Source organism: Zoogloea sp. (assembly GCF_023150065.1).
Classification (GTDB): Bacteria; Pseudomonadota; Gammaproteobacteria; order Burkholderiales; family Rhodocyclaceae; genus Zoogloea.
This window is the reverse complement of sequence record NZ_JAKLLN010000011.1, coordinates 47479-64950: the sequence shown is the minus strand read 5'-3', so window position 1 is coordinate 64950 and position 17472 is coordinate 47479. Positions and strand designations below refer to the sequence as shown.

Genomic DNA, 17472 nt, shown 5'->3' with positions numbered 1-17472 from the left:
TTGCGTGGCCGGTCTGATGGGAGGGGATATCAAGTTGGCGCCGGGGTGTGGGTGGGTGCTTGGGATGAAGCCTTGTCGGCTAAGATGGGCGTTCTGGACGAACGCTCAACCCAAAACAGGTGCCCGACGTGGATACAGCTGTTCTGCTGAGTACCAATGCCCTGCTGTCGTCGGCAGCCGCGGTGGTCATGCTGGTGACCCTGCTCACCCGCAAGACTTATCGGGGGTTCGGCTTCTGGACGGCGGGGATCGCCTGCCTCGCCCTGGGGGCGGCGATGCTGGTGCCGGGGGCCCTGCCATCGACGTGGGGGGTGCGCGTCATGCGCAACGGCATGCTGATCGGTGGCTGGCTGCTGCTGTTGCGCGGGATCCTCGTGTTTCGCGGCCTGCAGGTGAGCTACCGCTGGGATGCCCTCTTTGGCGTGGCATTTCTGGCGATCTTTGGCTACTTCAGCCTGGACCCGGCCCAGCTGGATGTCCGGATCGCCATTTACTGCACCGTGGCCGGCCTTCTGAGTTTGAGCACTGCCGCGGTGACCCTGCGCTATCGTCCGCCGTACTTCGGATCGAACGACCTCATGCTGGCGCTGTGGATGCTGGTGTTCGGCGTGCTCTCCTTCGTGCGTATCGTCCATCAGCTCAGTCACCCGGATACGAGCACCGCCTTTGAGGCGCTGAAGGGCTTCGGCAGCCATTACGCCATGGCGCAGATCCTGACCGTGCAGCTGATGACCCTGACCTTCGTCAGCATGAACGCCCAGCGCATCGAGCACGAATACTCGGTGAGCGAGGCGCGTTTGCGGGAGAGTGAGGCCCAGCTGCGCTCCATCGGTGACAACCTGCCGGATGGCTTCGTCTATCAATTCGAGGTGCGGGACGGCCGCCAGTCGTTCCGCTACATCAGCGCTGGCATCGAGAAAATGCTCGGCCTGAACCCGGCCCGGCTGCTGGTGGACGCCCGGCCCCTGTTCGCGCTGATGGCGCCGGAGTCCCTTGCCCGGTACCAGGCGGACGAAGCCGTGTGCCTGCGTGATCTGAGCGAGTACTCGGGGGTGCTGATGTTCAACCCGGCGGCCGGCCGGCAGGTCTGGCTGCAGGTCCGGTCGGCGCCGGTGGAGCGTTTGAGCGGGGGCGCGGTCTGGGCTGGGGTGGCGGTGGATATCACCCGGCTCAAGGAGGCCGAAGAGGAGCTGGCGCGCCATCGCAGCCACCTGGAGGCCATGGTCGAGGAGCGGACGGCGGCCCTGTCGGATGCGAAGTTGGCGGCCGAAGCAGCCAATCTGGCGAAAGGTCGCTTTCTGGCCAACATGAGCCACGAAATCCGCACTCCGCTGAACGCCATCATCGGCCTTTCGGCGGTGTTGCGCGGACGGCGGCACGAGCCTGATACGGCCGACAAGCTTGTCAGGATCGAGTCCTCAGGCAAGCACCTTCTCGGCATCATCAATGACATCCTCGATTTCTCCAAGATCGAGGCGGGCAAGCTGCAACTGGCTGAAGACACGGTGGATATCCGCGCCCTGCCGGTCAACGTGTGTGCGATGGTGGCCGAGACGGCCAGTGCCAAGGGGCTCCAGCTCAGGACCGAGCTGGATTTCCCGCCTGTGGCGTTGCAGGGGGATTCCATGCGCCTCACCCAGGCCCTGCTCAATCTGGTGAGCAATGCGGTCAAGTTCACCCGGGAGGGCGCGGTGACCGTCAGGACGATCATGGAGGAGGAGTCCGACGATCACGTGGCTCTCCGCTTCGAGGTCGTGGATACGGGGATCGGGATTGCTCCTGAGGTGGTCGACCGGCTGTTTGTGCCCTTCGAGCAGGCGGACTCCTCGACGGTCCGCAGTTTTGGTGGGACCGGGCTGGGGCTGGCGATCACCCGCCGTCTGGCGCAGCTGATGGGCGGGGACGCGGGGGGCGAGAGTGTCCCCGGCAAGGGCAGCACCTTCTGGTTCACCGTACGCCTCAGGAAGGCCGCCGAGGCCTTGCAGGACGCCGCGCCGCTGGGGGACGTAGAGGCGGTGGCGGCGCAGGTGCGGGAGCGATTCTCCGGCGCCCGAATCCTGGTCGTCGAGGACAACGAGATCAACATGCTGGTTGCCCAGGCGATCCTGGACGATGTTGGCCTGCTGTATGGCCGGGCTGTGGATGGGGAGGAGGCCGTCGCCGAATTTCAGCGGGCGCCGGCGGGGACCTACGCCCTGATCCTGATGGACATGCAGATGCCGCGCATGGACGGCGTGGCGGCGACCCGCGCCATCCGGCAGCTCGACGGGGGGCGGGAGGTGCCCATCGTGGCCATGACCGCCAACGCGTTCAGCGACGACCGGGCGCGGTGCATGGCTGCCGGGATGAACGACTTTGTTTCCAAACCCGTCGATCCCGACAGACTTTACCGTGCCTTGCTGACGTGGCTCGGGCGATCGGCTGCCTAGCGGCCGAGGGCGTAGAACTCGGCGTTGGGGCGCATGTTCGTCACGTTGGCGATGCGGTTGGACATGCCGAAGAAGGCCGAGATGCCGGCAATGTCCCAGATGTCGTCATCGTTGAAGCCATGGGCCTTGAGGGCTTCGAAATCGGCTTCGCCGGCCAGGTGGGCGTTCTGGGAGACCTTCATGGCGAAATCCAGCATGGCCTTCTGGCGCGGGGTGATGTCGGCCTTGCGGTAGTTGGTGGCGACCTGGTCGGCAATCAGCGGGTTCTTGGCGCGAACGCGCAGGATGGCACCGTGGGCGATCACGCAGTACTGGCATTGATTCACGTTGCTTGTCGCCACCACGATCATTTCCCGTTCGGCCTTGGTGAGGTTGCCGGGCTTGTCCATCAGGGCGTCGTGATAGGCAAAGAAGGCCCGGAACTCGTCCGGCCGGTGGGCCAGGGTCAGGAACACATTGGGGATGAAGCCGGATTTCTCCTGGACGGCGAGGATCCGGGCCCGGATGTCCTCGGGCATGTCCTTGAGTTCGGGGACCGGAAAGCGGCTCACGGGTGCGTGGGGGGTTTGGGTCATGCTGTTCTCCTTCGTTTGATGAGTGTTTTGAGGTGTTGTTGTTGATGGGGGGTTAGCGATTGACGTCCACGACGACCCGGCCGCGTACTTCGCCCCTGAGCAGCCCGGCCGCAAGGGGGATGGCTTCGGCCAGTCCGATCTCCCGGCTGATGGTGCCGAGCCGGGCGATATCCAGATCGCTGGCCAGACGTTGCCAGGCCACCAGACGCTCGGCCCGTGGGCACATCACGCTGTCGATACCCGCCAGGGTGACGCCGCGGAGGATGAAAGGTGCGACGCTTGCCGGAAAGTCCATGCCGGCTGCCAGGCCGCAGGCCGTGACCACGCCCCGGTACTTCATGCCGGCGCAGACGTTGGCGAGCACGTGGCTCCCCACCACATCCACGGCACCGGCCCAGCGTTCCTTTCCCAGGGGTTTCCCGGGGGAGGCCAGAACGGAACGCTCGATGATCTCGCGGACGCCCAGGGTCTTCAGGTAGGCGGCGTCCCCGGGGCGACCGGTGGCGGCAACCACCGTGTAGCCGAGTTTGGCGAGCACGGCCACCGCAACGCTGCCCACGCCGCCCGCAGCGCCGGTGACCAGGATTTCACCCTGCCCGGGCGTCACGCCGTGGCGTTCCAGGGCAAGCACGCAGAGCATGGCGGTGTAGCCCGCGGTGCCGATGGCCATGGCCTGCTGCGCGGAGAAGGCCTGGGGCAGGGGTACCAGCCAGTCGCCGTTGACCCGCGCCGTCTGCGCGAGGCCACCCCAGTGCACCTCGCCCACTCCCCAGCCGTTGAGCACCACGGCGTCGCCCGGCCGATAGGCTGGATGCGTGCTGCTTTCCACCACGCCCGCGAAATCGATCCCGGGGACCATGGGAAAGCGTCGTACCACGGGTGCCTGGCCGGTGATGGCAAGGCCGTCCTTGTAGTTGAGCGTCGAGTGGCTCACCCTGACGGTCACATCCCCCTCGGGGAGCAGCGCTTCGTCGAGGTCCTGCACCGCCGCACGGTAACCGGACTCGTCCTTCTCGATCAGGATTCCCTTGAACATGTCTCCTCCATTTAGACTGATCGTCTATTAACGGTTGAAAAAATCAGCCCCGGGGCAGGCTGGCAAAAAACAGTCCGGCAAACAATTCGAGCGGCTTTGCACTTTTTTCCAGCTTGGCGCGCAGCACTGCGCCCTCCCAGCCGATCCAGAAGAAAGCCGCGAGCTGGTCGGTGTCGGCATCGGCGGCGATCTCGCCGGCCTCCCGGGCTTCAACGAGGCAGGCCGAAAAGCGGGCCTGCCAGTCCTCGAAAGTGTCCCGGAGGCGATCGCGAAAACTCTCGGGCAGCGCCCCCATCTCCTGACCGAGGTTGCCGATCAGGCAGCCGCGGCGGAATGCGTGCCGCGCCATGCCGTCCCTGGCGTCGTCCACAAAAGCATGCAGGCGCAGCAGGGGCGGGAGCGCCCGGTTGCCGAGATGACGGTCCAGCTTGCGTGCAAAGAAGCGCCCGTAGCCCTCGATCAGCGCAAGGCCAAAGGCCTCCTTGCTGTTGAAGTAGTGATAGAACGACCCCTTGGGAACTCCGACGCGGCCCAGAATCTCGTCGATGCCAGTGGCCGAGAAACCCTTCTCGGTGAGCACCTCAAGACCTGCGCGCAGCAACAACTCACGGGTGTCGGTGAGCTCGTTGCGTTGCCGGGGGGGGCGGCCACGCCGACGGGCGACGGGCTGATCGGTATGCATGTGGAAATATTAGACTGATTGTCTAGTTAAATGCAAGCCCTTCATGCAGGGCCGCAACGGGGCTGACGGGGGGCGCGCCCCCCTGAAGGGACGTCTCCCCCGGTATGGGTAGCGCCATCGGGGTGTTTCTTGGCACGGATCAAGGTTTTTTCCTAAGGTGAGACTTAGGATCGCCCCACACCGCAAAAAACCCTGAGCCAGTCATGGATGTTTCCCGTCGTCGTTTTCTGGGTGGTCGTGCGCCCGGGCCGACGCCATTCCGTCCGCCCTGGAGTGCAGCCGAGCCCCTTTTCCTGGATCGCTGCACCCGCTGCAACGATTGCCTCAAGGCCTGCCCCACGCAGTTGCTGGTGGCAGGGCAGGGTGGCTATCCGGAGGCGGACTTCTCGGATGCCCACTGCACCCTGTGCGGTGACTGTGCGCGGGTGTGTTCCACCGGGGCCATCGGCCGGGACGTCGAGCAGGCGCCCTGGTCTTTCGGTATCGCCATTGGCGAAGGCTGTCTGGCGGCCCAGAACGTGGAGTGCCGCGTCTGCGGCGAACTGTGTGATGCCGGCGCGATCCGCTTTCGTCCCCGTCTTGGCGGGGTTCCCCTCCCCGATGTGGATAACACGGCATGCACCGGTTGCGGTGCCTGCATCGCGCCCTGTCCTGTCGTCGCGATCCAGCGCGTCGCCGTCAATCCTGCTCAGGAGCCTTCATGAACATTGTCAGTCTTGTCCTGCGCATCAAGCCGGAAACCCGTGCCGAGGCCGAGGCCGCCCTGACTGCCTTTCCCGGCGTTGAATGCCATGGCATGTCCGAGGACGGCAAGCTCGTGGTGACCGTCGAGGATGCCGAAGGGGCGTCCATGTCCGACACCCTCATTGCCCTGCACCGGGTGCCCCAGGTGCTGGCCGCCACCCTGGCCTACGAACACACCGACACACCGCTGCCGGCGAGCTTTAACGAAACCCCAGCCACGCATTCCGTGAATTCCCCCTGCGAGGAGGCTCAATCATGACCATCAACCGACGCGATTTCATCAAGACCCAGGCCATTGCCACGGCTGCCGCCACGGCCGGCGTTTCCCTGCCCGCCCTGGCCGCCAAAGAGGCGGCTCCTGCTGCCGCCGAAAACAGTTCCGCCGTGCGCTGGGACAAGGCCGCCTGCCGCTTCTGCGGGACGGGCTGTTCGGTGCTGGTGGGTGTGCAGAACGGCCGCGTGGTGGCCACCCAGGGCGACCCGGATTCCCAGGTCAACCGGGGCCTCAACTGCATCAAGGGCTACTTCCTGTCCAAGATCATGTACGGCGAGGACCGCCTGACCCGCCCGCTGCTGCGCATGAAGAACGGCAAGTACGACAAGAACGGCGACTTCACCCCGATCAGCTGGAATGCGGCCTTCGACATCATGGCCGAGAAGTGGAAGGAAGCCCTCAAGACCACCGGCCCCACCTCCATCGCCATGTTCGGCTCGGGCCAGTGGACCATCTGGGAAGGCTATGCCGCCTCCAAGCTGATGAAGGCCGGCTTCCGCTCCAACAACCTCGATCCCAACGCCCGGCACTGCATGGCCTCGGCGGTGACCGGCTTCATGCGCACCTTCGGCATCGACGAGCCGATGGGCTGCTACGACGACATCGAGCAGGCCGACGCCTTCGTGCTGTGGGGTTCCAACATGGCCGAGATGCACCCCATCCTGTGGACACGCATCACCGACCGACGCCTGACCAAGACCGACACCCAGGTGCACGTGCTGTCCACCTTCGAGCACCGCAGCTTCGAGCTGGCCGACAACGGCATGATCTTCACGCCACAGACCGATCTGGCCATCCTCAACTACATCTGCAACTACATCATCCAGACCGGCAAGGTTAACCAGGAGTTCGTCAAGAAGAACGTGAACTTCAAGATGGGCGAGACCGACATCGGCTTTGGCCTGCGCCCGGCCCATGCCCTGGAGAAGGACGCCAAGTTCAACGGCTACCCCGGCGCCGAAGGCAAGCCCAAGAACAACCCGAACGACTCCCGCCCGAGCACCTTCGAAGAGTTCAAGAAGTTCGTCTCCGAATACACCGTCGAGAAGGTCTCCAAGCTCTCCGGCGTGCCGCAGGACCGCCTCAAGAAGCTCGCCGAAATCTATGCCGACCCCAAGAAGAAGGTCGTCAGCTTCTGGACCATGGGCTTCAACCAGCACACCCGCGGCACCTGGGTGAACAACATGATCTACAACGTCCACTTGCTGGTGGGCAAGATCTCCACCCCCGGCTCCGGCCCCTTCTCCCTCACTGGCCAGCCCTCCGCCTGCGGTACCGCCCGGGAAGTGGGCACCTTTGCCCACCGCCTGCCCGCCGACATGGTGGTGACCAACCCCGAGCATCGCCACCACGCCGAGGAAATCTGGCAACTGCCCGATGGCACCATCCCCGACAAGATCGGCCTCCACGCCGTGGCCCAGAGCCGCGCCCTGAAGGACGGCAAGATCAAGTGCTACTGGACCAGCACCACCAACAACATGCAGGCCGGCCCCAACGTCAACCAAGAGATCTACCCGGGCTGGCGCAACCCCGTGGCCTTCGTGGTGGTGTCGGATGTGTACCCCACCGTGTCCGCCCTGGCCGCCGACCTGATCCTGCCCTCGGCCATGTGGACCGAGAAGGAGGGCGCCTTCGGCAACGCCGAGCGTCGCACCCAGGTGTGGCGTCAGCAGGTCAAGGCCCCCGGCGAGGCCAAGTCCGATCTGTGGCAATACATGGAATTCTCCAAGCGCTTCAAGGTCGAGGAGGTGTGGCCGGCCGAGCTGATCGCCAAGAAGCCCGAGCTGAAGGGCAAGACCCTGTACGACGTGCTCTATGCCAACAAGGTGGTGAACAAGTTCCCGAAGAGCGAGACCGTCAAGGTCAACGAGCACGCCATCAAGAACTACACCAACGACGAGTCCGAGGCCTTCGGTTACTACGTGCAGAAGGGCCTGTTCGAGGAATACGCCCTGTTCGGCCGCGGCCATGGCCATGACCTGGCCCTCTTCGACGTCTACCACAAGGCCCGCGGCCTGCGCTGGCCGGTGGTCGATGGCAAGGAAACCCTGTGGCGCTTCCGCGAGGGCTATGACCCCTACGTGAAGGCGGGCGAGGGCGTGAAGTTCTACGGCCACAAGGACGGCAAGGCCGTCATCTTCGCGCTGCCCTACCAGGATCCTCCCGAGAAGCCCGATGCCGAGTTCGATCTGTGGCTGTGCACCGGCCGCGTGCTCGAACACTGGCACACCGGCACCATGACCCGGCGCGTGCCCGAGCTGCACAAGGCCGTGCCCGAGGCCCAGGTCTTCATGCACCCGGACGACGCCAAGAAGCGCGGCCTGCAGCGCGGCATGGTGGTGAAGGTCCAGTCCCGCCGTGGCGAGATGACCGCCCGCATCGAGACCAAGGGCCGCAACAAGCCGCCGGTCGGCCTGATCTTCGTGCCCTTCTTCGACGAATCGAAGCTGGTCAACAAGCTCACCCTCGACGCCACCTGCCCGATCTCCAAGGAGACCGACTACAAGAAGTGCGCCGTCAAGGTGGTGCGCGCCTGAGCGTTGGCGGCGCTCCGTCCGCCGGACGGGGCGCCCTGAACGAGAAAGATCATGGACACCGGTCAGACGAAACCCGCCAGCAAGGCTCCTGCCGCCACCACCCCGGCGTCGGTGGGCCGGCGGAAGTTCATCAACAGCGTGGCTGCCGCTGCCGGTGGCGGCTGCCTGCTGGCCCTGGGGGCGGGTCTGTATTCGCGCAGCGCCGCGGCGCTGCCGGCCCAGGCCATCCGCCCGCCCGGTGCCCTGCCCGAATCCGACTTTCTGGCGGCCTGCGTGCGCTGTGGTCTGTGCGTGCGCGACTGCCCCTATGACACCCTGAAGCTGTCCGATCTGGGTGACCCGGTGCCCACCGGCACCCCGTATTTCCATGCCCGCAGCGTGCCCTGCGAGATGTGCGAGGACATCCCCTGCGTCAAGGCCTGCCCCACCGGGGCCCTGGACCGGGAGCTGACCGACATCAACCAGGCCCGCATGGGGCTTGCGGCCCTCGTGGACCACGAGAGCTGCCTCAATTTCCTCGGCCTGCGCTGTGACGTGTGCTACCGGGTCTGCCCGGTGATCGACAAGGCCATCACCCTCGAGACCCAGCACAACCCCCGCTCCGACCGTCATGCCATGCTGCTGCCCACCGTCCATTCGGACGCGTGCACGGGCTGTGGCAAGTGCGAAAAATCCTGTGTGCTGCCGGTGGCGGCCATCAAGGTCTTCCCCCGGGAGCTCGCCCAGGGGGCCCTGCCGGCCCACTACCGCAAGGGCTGGGAAGAAAAGGCCCGCCACGGTGGTTCGCTGATCGGAGAACAGGTCGAGATGCCGGTGCGTGGCTTCGACGGCCCCACCGCCGGCCGCCAGGCCACCGAGACCGTGGTGGCGCCTGGCGCATCCGGTGCCGGGCTTCCGCCGGCCCCCGCTGCGCCTGCCGCACCTCCAGTGCCACCGCCCAAGGGCGTCAGCGGCCTCAACTCCAAATGGAAGCCGTGAGCATGGCGACCAGCACCCTCCCCTCCAAGCCCGCGCCGGCTGCCTGCGCCCCGGCCCGCAGCCTGTGGCAGCACCAGCGCTGGCTGATCCTGCGGCGCAGCAGCCAGCTGCTGATCCTGCTGGCCTTCCTCACCGGGCCGTGGTTCGGCCTGTGGATCGCCAAGGGCAACCTGTCCTCGTCGCTGACCCTGGGCGTGCTGCCCCTGACCGACCCCCTGCTGGTGCTGCAGACCCTCGTTACCGGCCACCTGCCTTATTCCTCGGCCCTGATCGGCGCCGCCATCGTCCTCGGCTTCTACCTGCTGGTGGGCGGGCGGGTGTTCTGCAGCTGGGCCTGCCCGGTCAATGTGGTCACCGACGCCGCCGCCTGGACGCGCCGCCGCCTGGGCATCAAGACCGGCCGGGTGCCCGACGCCGCCACCCGTTACTGGCTGCTCGGCGGCCTGCTGGTGGCCGCCGCCCTCACCGGCAGCCTGGCCTGGGAGTGGGTCAATCCCGTGTCCCTGCTGCACCGGGGGCTGATCTTCGGCATGGGCGGGGGCCTCTTCGTCATCGCCGGCATCTTCATCTACGACGTGCTGGTGGCCAGCCGCGGCTGGTGCGGCCACCTGTGCCCCATGGGCGCCTTCTACGGGCTGCTTGGCAAGACGGCGCTGGTGCGCGTGGCCGCCCCCAACCGCAAGGCCTGCGACGACTGCATGGATTGCTTTGCAGTCTGTCCCGAACCCCAAGTGATCCGTCCCGCCCTCAAGCAGGTGGGGCAGACCCACCCCCTCATTCTGGCCCCGGACTGCACCACCTGCGGCCGCTGTATCGATGTGTGCGACAAACAGGTTTTCAAGATGACTCATAGGTTCGACCAAAGGAGCGAGTGATGAACAAGCCGACCTTCAATACCACCCGCCTGCGCGCTGCCGCCCTGGCCTTGACCCTCTCCATGGGCCTGGCGCAGACCTTCCTCGCCCCCGCTGCCGCCGTGGCCGTCACCGAAGCCCCCGTCAAGCTGCAGAGCCTGCGCGGGGCCGAGATCGATGCCTCCGATCCGGAAGGCGACGGCACCCGCTATGGCCGCGACCAGGCGCCCCTGCCCCGGGATTTCGTGCAGCAACCGCCGCTGATCCCCCATACCATCAAGGGCTACACCGTCACCAAGAACTTCAACAAGTGTCTGGACTGCCACGCCTGGGCTCGCGCCAAGGAGAGCGGTGCCACCAAGATCTCGGTGACCCACTTCAAGACCCGGGAAGGCGAGGAGCTGTCCAGCGTGTCGCCCCGCCGCTATTTCTGCAACCAGTGCCACGTGCCCCAGAGCGACGCCAAGCCGCTGGTGGGCAACACCTTCAAGCCCGGCACCGGCATGCGCTGACCGACAGACCACGGGAGTTCGGATAAATGGAAACCAACAACAAGGGCCTCATCGGCCGCATCCGATCACTGGGTTGGGGATTTGCCGCGATGCTGTTCATCGGCGGCATCCTCTTCTGGGGTGCCTTCAACACCGCCATGGAATGGACCAACCGGGAAGCGTTCTGCATCTCGTGTCACGAGATGAAGGACAACGTTTACCAGGAATACCGCAACACCATCCACGCCTCCAACCGCTCGGGCGTCCGTGCCACCTGCCCGGACTGCCACGTGCCCAAGGAGTGGGGCCCCAAGATCATCCGCAAGATCCAGGCCTCCAACGAGGTGCTGCACAAGATCCTCGGCACCATCGACACGCCGGAGAAGTTCAATGCCAAGCGCCTGGAGCTGGCCAAGCATGAATGGGAACGGATGAAGAAGACCGACTCCCGCGAGTGCCGCAACTGCCACAACTTCGACAGCTTCGACTACGCCGAACAGGGCCGTCGTTCGTCCAGGATGCACCAGACCGGCCTGAACGAAGGCAAGACCTGTATCGACTGCCACAAGGGCATCGCCCACGCCCTGCCCGAAGTCGAGCAGGCCATCGGTGCGCCGAAGGAAGGCGCAACCCCCGAGGAATTCCACCCGACGACGCCGAAGCCCGGCGAAGCCGGGAAGGACGCCGACAAGGCGACCAAGGGCTGAACCCGGAGCAGTGGGGGAGCAGAACGCCGGGCCGTCAGGCCTGGCGTGGGGAGTGGACGGGCCGCCTGTGCGGCCCGTTCGCTTGTGTGCCCCGCATGGGCGCATGGGTTCAGGGCCCCCTGTCGAAGCGCCGGTGACGAGGGCTTTCAGGAGAAGGCGCGCGCGGTTCAGGTTGGCCGGAGTAAACTCCCAAGTCTATGTCGGTTGCGTGATGAGAGGCGCTGGAGCCCGTATGGTTGAGATGGATATCGAGGAGAACGGGCGGGGTGACCTGCAGGCCTCGCTGCAGCGGGCCATCCTCAACGGCGTGCCCGACGGCATTCTCGTGGTGGACCGCGAGCGCAAGCTCGTCTCGGTGAATGAGCGCTTCTTCTCCGTGTGGGGCCTGCCCCGGCCAGAAGGGGCGCTGGCGTCCCTTTACGGTACCGACGAGGCCAGCCTGATCGACAAGGCCCTGGCCCGGGTATCCGATCCGGAGGCCTTTGCCACTCGGGTGGCAGCCTTGTATGCCGACCTTCAGCTGGACGACGTGAGCGACATCCAGTTGCGTGATGGCCGCACCCTGCGGCGTCATACCACCGCCCTGGGTGGCCCCGACGGTGCCTTCCGGGGGCGCGCCTGGTACTTCCGCGACGTCTCCGACATCATCCAGTCCCAGCGTGCGCAGGCCGACAGCGAGCAGCGCTACCGTACGGCCTTCCAGACCACCCTCGACGCGGTTGCCATCACCACCCTGGCCGACGGGGTGTACATCGATGTCAATCAGGCCTTCGTCGATATCACCGGCTATGCCCGGGACGAGATCATCGGCCACAGCTCCCTCGAGCTGGGCATCTGGGCCAATCCGGAAGACCGCAAGGCGTTCAGTGAGAAGCTGCGCAACAGCCAGACCCGCCTGCAGCTGGAGGCGCGTTTCCGCAAGAAGGGCGGGGAGATTTTCTGGGGCACCTTCTCGGTCTCACCGATGATGATCAACGGCGTTCCCGGCCTGCTCTCCATCACTCGCGACATCACCGCCTCCAAGGCCGCCCAGGATGAGCTGGCCCGCCACCGGGACAGCCTGGAGCAGCTGGTCGAAGCACGCACCGCCGAGCTGTCCCGGGCCAAGGAAGCCGCCGAGGCCGCCAGCGTGGCCAAGAGCGCCTTCCTGGCCAACATGAGCCACGAGATCCGGACCCCGCTCAATGCCATCACCGGGATGGCCTATCTCATCCGCCGGGGCGGGCTGAGCGAGCGCCAGCGGGAACAGCTCGACAAGCTCGAAGATGCCGGTGAGCACCTGCTCAACATCATCAACGCGGTGCTGGAACTGTCGAAGATCGAGGCCGGCAAGTTCGTGCTGGCGGAAGCCCCGATCCAGGTGGGCAGCATCCTCAACAATGTCCTGTCGATGCTGCACGCCCGCGCCCAGGCCAAGGGGCTGCGGCTGGAGGCCGAGATGGATGCGCTGCCGGACGACCTCCTCGGTGACTCGACCGCGGTGCAGCAGGCATTGCTCAACTACGGCGCCAATGCCGTCAAGTTCACCGCTGCCGGCAGGGTGAGCCTGCGCGTGGCCCTGGAAGAGCTGACGGCCGACAGCGCCCTGCTGCGCTTCGAGGTGCGGGACACGGGGGGCGGCATTCCGACGGAGGTCCTGCCGCGGCTGTTCACGGCCTTCGAGCAGGCTGACAACACCCTGACCCGCAAGCACGGTGGTACCGGCCTGGGCCTGGCCATCACCCACAAACTGGCCGAACGCATGGGCGGGACGGCCGGGGCAGACAGCGTGGTGGGGCAGGGCAGCACCTTCTGGTTTACCGCGCGGCTGCGGCGCCAGGCCGCCATCCGGCCTGAGCTCCCCTCATCACCGCCCGGCCAGGCCGAGGACACCCTTGCCCGGGACTATCCCGGGCGTCGGATCCTGCTGGTCGAGGACGAGATCATCAACCGGGAAATCGCCTCGATGATGTTGCTGGATGTCGGGCAGGTCGTGGTGTGCGCCGAGGATGGCGTCCAGGCGCTGGCGCTGCTGGCCCGGCAGCCCTTCGACCTGATCCTGATGGATGTGCAGATGCCCAACATGGATGGTCTCGAGGCCACCCGGCGGATCCGGGAGCTGCCAGGCGGCAAGCGTGTGCCCATCGTTGCCATGACCGCCAATGCCTTCGTCGAGGACCGGGCCCGCTGCCTCGAGGCGGGAATGAACGATTTCGTCGCCAAACCCGTTGATCCGGAAGTGCTTTTCGCCACGCTCCTGCACTGCTTCAAGAAGGCCGCCAGCGCTGCTTGAGGGCCCGCCGGGCCCGCGTCGATCGGCCCCGTCCGGCCACCTTGACCACAGTCAAGGACGTCACCCCCACCGATCCGGAACATCCGCCCCAAGCTGCGCCGTGCAGCGAAGCCATCCAGGGAGGTTCCATGAGCGGGACATTCACAAAATCCATGGCGCGAAACATCTTCTATGGGGGCACCGTTTTCTTTGCGCTCCTGTTCCTCGCGCTGACCTTCGATTCGATGCAGGCCATTCCCAAGCGGGACAACCGCGCCAACCTCACGCCGTCCGTCATCGCCGGCAAGAAGGTGTGGGAGGTCAACAACTGCATCGGCTGCCACACCCTGATGGGTGAGGGCGCCTACTTCGCCCCGGAACTGGGCAACGTCTACAAACGGCGCGGGCCTGAGTTCATCAAGGCCTGGATCCAGTCCCAGCCCACCGGCGCACCGGGTCGCCGTCAGATGCCCAACTTCCATCTGACCGAGCAGCAGCTGAATGACCTCGTCGAGTTCCTGAAGTACTCGTCCGAGATCAACACAGCCAACTGGCCGCCCAACATCGAAGGCTGATCGCCGATCAGAAAGGGAGCTAAAACCATGCAATATTCCTCTCAGGCGGTCGCGAAGCCTTATTTCATCGCGGCCATCGGGCTCTTCACCGGACAGGTGCTGTTCGGGCTCATCATGGGCCTGCAGTACGTGATCGGCGATTTCCTGTTTCCCGCCATCCCGTTCAACGTGGCGCGGATGGTCCATACCAACCTCCTCATCGTGTGGCTGCTCTTCGGCTTCATGGGTGCGGCCTACTACATGATTCCGGAGGAAACCGAAACCGAGCTGTATTCGCCAAAGCTGGCGCTGCTCATGTTCTGGGTCTTCCTCGTCGCCGGTGCCGCCACCATCCTCGGCTACCTGCTGGTGCCCTACGCCACCCTGGCCAAGTTCACCGGTAACGACATCCTCGAGACCATGGGTCGGGAGTTCCTCGAGCAACCCCTGCTGACCAAGATCGGCATCGTGGTGGTGGCCCTGGTGTTCCTGTTCAACCTCACCATGACCATGCTCAAGGGCCGCAAGACGTCGATCTCGCTGGTGCTGATGATCGGTCTGTGGGGCCTGGCGGTGTTCTTCCTGTTCTCCTTCTACAACCCGCACAACCTGGTGCTCGACAAGTACTTCTGGTGGTGGGTTGTGCACCTCTGGGTCGAAGGCGTGTGGGAATTGATCCTCGGCTCCCTGCTGGCTTTCGTGCTCATCAAGGTGACCGGTGTCGACCGCGAAGTGATCGAGAAGTGGCTGTACGTCATCATCACCATGACCCTGGTCACCGGCATCATCGGTACCGGCCACCACTACTTCTGGATCGGTACGCCGGAGTACTGGCAGTGGTGGGGTTCCGTGTTCTCCGCCCTGGAGCCGATTCCCTTCTTCGCCATGACCGTCTTCGCGTTCAACATGGTGAACCGTCGCCGTCGCGAGCATCCGAACAAGGCCGCCACCCTGTGGGCCCTCGGTACCGGTGTGATGTCCTTCCTGGGCGCTGGCGTGTGGGGCTTCCTGCACACCCTGGCCCCGGTGAACTACTACACCCACGGCACGCAGATCACCGCCGCCCACGGTCACATGGCCTTCTACGGTGCCTATGCCATGGTCGTGCTGTGCATCATCAGCTACGCCATGCCCATCCTGCGCGGCCGTGCAGCCAACAGCGAAAAGGCCCAGGTGCTGGAGATGTGGTCCTTCTGGCTGATGACCATCGCCATGGTCTTCATCACCCTGTTCCTGACCGCCGCGGGCATCCTGCAGGTGTGGCTGCAACGCTACAGCAGCACCCCGATCCCCTTCATGGCAGCCCAGGAGCAGGTCGAGATCTTCTACTGGCTGCGTGAAGGCGCCGGCGTGATGTTCCTGATCGGCCTGCTGATCTACATCACCAGCTTCTTCGTCAGTGGCGAGACCAAGGCCAAGGCCGCCTGAAACACCCGCTAGTCGCAACACCCTCAAGCCCGGCGCAATGCCGGGCTTGTTGTTTATGGGGGCTGAGAATGCGGGCGATCAACGGCAGGACCTGATCGGAGCACCGACTTGGTGCCCGACAGGGCGAGGGTGGGCCAGACCTGGGCACGTTTTGCGCAGAGGGCAGGGGTTTGCCGGTGTTTTCTCCCGGCACAGGTTTTGCTGCAGGTGCACATCCGCCCTTCAGAGGCGATGTTCCTTTTTCAGAGAGCCCCCATGCCTGGAAGCCGCCGTTCCGGTTCCCTTCGCGTCGCGCCCGCCCTGTGTCTGGGCGCTCTGTGCCTGCCTGTCGCAGCCCTGGCGGATGGTGTGGCCGCCGTCCGGGCGGACTCCGGCCACACCGCCTGGATGCTGGTGGCCACCGCCCTGGTGCTGTTGATGACCCTGCCCGGCCTGGCCCTGTTCTACGGCGGTATGGTCAGACGCAAGAACGTGCTCGCCACCATGACCCAGACCATCGCCATCGCCGCGGTGGTGACCCTCACCTGGTGCGTCGCCGGCTACAGCCTGGCGATGCGCCCGGGCTCGGCCTTCGTGGGCGGGCTGGACCGCCTGTTTCTCGACGGGCTGAGCCTGGACTCCCTGAGCGGTGGAGTGCCCGAATCGGTGTTCGCGATGTTCCAGCTCAGCTTTGCCATCATCACCACCGCGCTGGTGCCGGGGGCCTTTGCCGAGCGCATGAAGTTCCCGGCCGTACTGCTGTTTGCAGCCCTGTGGTCGGTGCTGGTGTACGCCCCGGTGGCCCACTGGGTATGGGCCCCGGACGGCTGGCTGGCGCTGCTGGGTGCACTGGACTACGCCGGCGGCACGGTGGTGCATGTCAATGCGGGCGTGGCCGGGCTGGTGTGTGCCCTCTACGTCGGGCCCCGCAGCGGCTACGGACGTCAGCCCATGACGCCCTACAACCTGGCCCTGACTCTCACCGGGGCGGCCCTGCTGTGGGTGGGCTGGTTCGGCTTCAACGCCGGCTCAGGGCTGGCGGCCGACGCCCGGGCAGGCATGGCGATGCTGGCCACCCAGCTGGCGGCGGCCACGGCGGCAGTGGCGTGGATGGGGGCAGAGTGGCTGGTCCGCGGCCGCCCCAGTGCCCTCGGCCTGGTCTCGGGCGCCGTGGGAGGGTTGGTGGCAGTGACACCCGCCTCGGGCTTCGTCACCCCCACTTCCGCCCTGCTGATCGGCGCCCTGGCAGGGGTGGGCTGTTATCTCGGTGCTACCGTGTTGAAGCGCGTATTGCGCTGCGACGATGCGCTCGACGCCTTCGGCATCCATGGTGTCGGCGGCATGATCGGAGCCCTGCTCACCGGCTGGCTGGCCACCCCGGCCATCGGTGGCCTGCGTGGCGACATCCTGGTGCAGCTCGCTGGCATCTGCGCCACCCTCGTCTACAGCGGCGGCATGACCCTGGTCGTGCTGATGGTGATCGACCGGCTGGTGGGCCTGCGGGTCGGCGAGCACACCGAGCGCGACGGGCTTGATCTGAGCGAGCACGGCGAGGCCATCGCCTGAGCGCCCTGGGCGCCACACCAAACCCGGTCATCTGAAATCAAGGGAGCCTCCATGGAATCTGATTCCGTCATCTACGGCCTGCTTGGCCGGATCCACCTGTTGATGCGGCGGGTCAGCAACCGCATCACCGATGTGGAATACATGCGCGCGAACAAGGACTACGCCCGCGAGGTGGTGCGCCTGGCCGTGGCCACCGGCAACCCCGAGCTCGCCGAACTGAGTGCCCGCCTGCGCCTGGCAATGGAGCTGGACACGCCTGCGGCCACCTCCAGCCCCGCTACCGAGCGTAGCGGGCCGGGCCTGCTGGAGCGCCTGCGCACCGCCCGCCCGGAGGCCACCCACCCGACCCAGCGCTACGTCGGCTCCCTGCGTTGAGGGTGCGTGGAC

At 65.7% G+C, this 17472-nt stretch carries 16 protein-coding genes; 13 read left to right on the top strand and 3 right to left on the bottom strand.

Annotation, left to right across the window (positions count from 1 at the left end; all coding sequences use genetic code 11):
- Nucleotides 1-128: 128 nt before the first annotated feature.
- The gene (locus L6Q67_RS13575; protein ID WP_296570174.1) at nucleotides 129-2429 is read left to right on the top strand and encodes an ATP-binding protein; all 2301 of its coding nucleotides are present in this window, start codon (nucleotides 129-131) and stop codon (nucleotides 2427-2429) included.
- Here L6Q67_RS13575 and L6Q67_RS13570 read toward each other — a convergent pair.
- The 3 genes from L6Q67_RS13570 to L6Q67_RS13560 are packed head-to-tail and all read right to left on the bottom strand — an operon-like array spanning nucleotide 2426 to nucleotide 4722.
- A complete protein-coding gene (locus L6Q67_RS13570) occupies nucleotides 2426-3004 on the bottom strand; it encodes a peroxidase-related enzyme (RefSeq protein WP_296570172.1) in 579 nt (192 codons plus the stop codon). The two genes, L6Q67_RS13575 and L6Q67_RS13570, sit on opposite strands and share 4 nt — an antisense overlap.
- A 52-nt stretch (nucleotides 3005-3056) precedes the next feature.
- On the bottom strand, nucleotides 3057-4040 hold the full coding sequence (locus L6Q67_RS13565) for an MDR family oxidoreductase (protein WP_296570171.1): 984 nt from the start codon (nucleotides 4038-4040) through the stop codon (nucleotides 3057-3059).
- Nucleotides 4041-4083: 43 nt separating this feature from the next.
- Complete coding sequence (locus L6Q67_RS13560; protein WP_296570169.1) at nucleotides 4084-4722, bottom strand: TetR/AcrR family transcriptional regulator; 639 nt, start codon at nucleotides 4720-4722, stop codon at nucleotides 4084-4086.
- A gap of 203 nt (nucleotides 4723-4925) precedes the next feature.
- On the opposite strand from L6Q67_RS13560, the gene napF reads away from it, so the two are divergent.
- The 12 genes from napF to L6Q67_RS13500 all read left to right on the top strand — a co-directional run bounded on the left by napF (nucleotide 4926) and on the right by L6Q67_RS13500 (nucleotide 17460).
- On the top strand, nucleotides 4926-5426 hold the full coding sequence (gene napF, locus L6Q67_RS13555; RefSeq protein ID WP_296570167.1) for a ferredoxin-type protein NapF: 501 nt from the start codon (nucleotides 4926-4928) through the stop codon (nucleotides 5424-5426).
- The gene (locus L6Q67_RS13550; RefSeq protein WP_296570166.1) at nucleotides 5423-5725 is read left to right on the top strand and encodes a chaperone NapD; all 303 of its coding nucleotides are present in this window, start codon (nucleotides 5423-5425) and stop codon (nucleotides 5723-5725) included. The genes napF and L6Q67_RS13550 overlap by 4 nt, the downstream gene beginning before the upstream one ends.
- Nucleotides 5722-8277: a nitrate reductase catalytic subunit NapA gene (napA, locus tag L6Q67_RS13545; protein WP_296570164.1), complete on the top strand. Its 2556-nt coding sequence runs from the start codon at nucleotides 5722-5724 to the stop codon at nucleotides 8275-8277. Before L6Q67_RS13550 ends, napA begins: the two co-directional genes overlap by 4 nt.
- 51 nt (nucleotides 8278-8328) lie before the next feature.
- Complete coding sequence (gene napG / locus L6Q67_RS13540) at nucleotides 8329-9255, top strand: ferredoxin-type protein NapG (RefSeq protein WP_296570162.1); 927 nt, start codon at nucleotides 8329-8331, stop codon at nucleotides 9253-9255.
- A gap of 2 nt (nucleotides 9256-9257) precedes the next feature.
- Nucleotides 9258-10130, top strand: a complete 873-nt coding sequence (gene napH / locus L6Q67_RS13535) for a quinol dehydrogenase ferredoxin subunit NapH (RefSeq protein WP_296570161.1) — start codon at nucleotides 9258-9260, stop codon at nucleotides 10128-10130.
- The gene (locus L6Q67_RS13530; protein WP_296570159.1) at nucleotides 10130-10621 is read left to right on the top strand and encodes a nitrate reductase cytochrome c-type subunit; all 492 of its coding nucleotides are present in this window, start codon (nucleotides 10130-10132) and stop codon (nucleotides 10619-10621) included. Before napH ends, L6Q67_RS13530 begins: the two co-directional genes overlap by 1 nt.
- A gap of 26 nt (nucleotides 10622-10647) precedes the next feature.
- On the top strand, nucleotides 10648-11307 hold the full coding sequence (locus tag L6Q67_RS13525) for a NapC/NirT family cytochrome c (protein WP_296570157.1): 660 nt from the start codon (nucleotides 10648-10650) through the stop codon (nucleotides 11305-11307).
- 232 nt (nucleotides 11308-11539) lie between these two features.
- The gene (locus L6Q67_RS13520) at nucleotides 11540-13579 is read left to right on the top strand and encodes a response regulator (RefSeq protein WP_296570156.1); all 2040 of its coding nucleotides are present in this window, start codon (nucleotides 11540-11542) and stop codon (nucleotides 13577-13579) included.
- Between the two features lie 128 nt (nucleotides 13580-13707).
- Entirely contained in the window at nucleotides 13708-14133 is a 426-nt protein-coding gene (locus tag L6Q67_RS13515) for a cytochrome c (RefSeq protein ID WP_296570154.1), read from the top strand.
- A gap of 27 nt (nucleotides 14134-14160) precedes the next feature.
- The gene (locus L6Q67_RS13510; protein ID WP_296570152.1) at nucleotides 14161-15540 is read left to right on the top strand and encodes a cbb3-type cytochrome c oxidase subunit I; all 1380 of its coding nucleotides are present in this window, start codon (nucleotides 14161-14163) and stop codon (nucleotides 15538-15540) included.
- A 255-nt stretch (nucleotides 15541-15795) separates the two neighbouring features.
- Complete coding sequence (locus tag L6Q67_RS13505) at nucleotides 15796-17085, top strand: ammonium transporter (protein WP_296570151.1); 1290 nt, start codon at nucleotides 15796-15798, stop codon at nucleotides 17083-17085.
- 51 nt (nucleotides 17086-17136) lie between these two features.
- Nucleotides 17137-17460 (top strand): hypothetical protein, encoded by a 324-nt coding sequence (locus L6Q67_RS13500; RefSeq protein ID WP_296570149.1) that lies wholly within the window; start codon nucleotides 17137-17139, stop codon nucleotides 17458-17460.
- The last annotated feature ends 12 nt before the right edge of the window (nucleotides 17461-17472 follow it).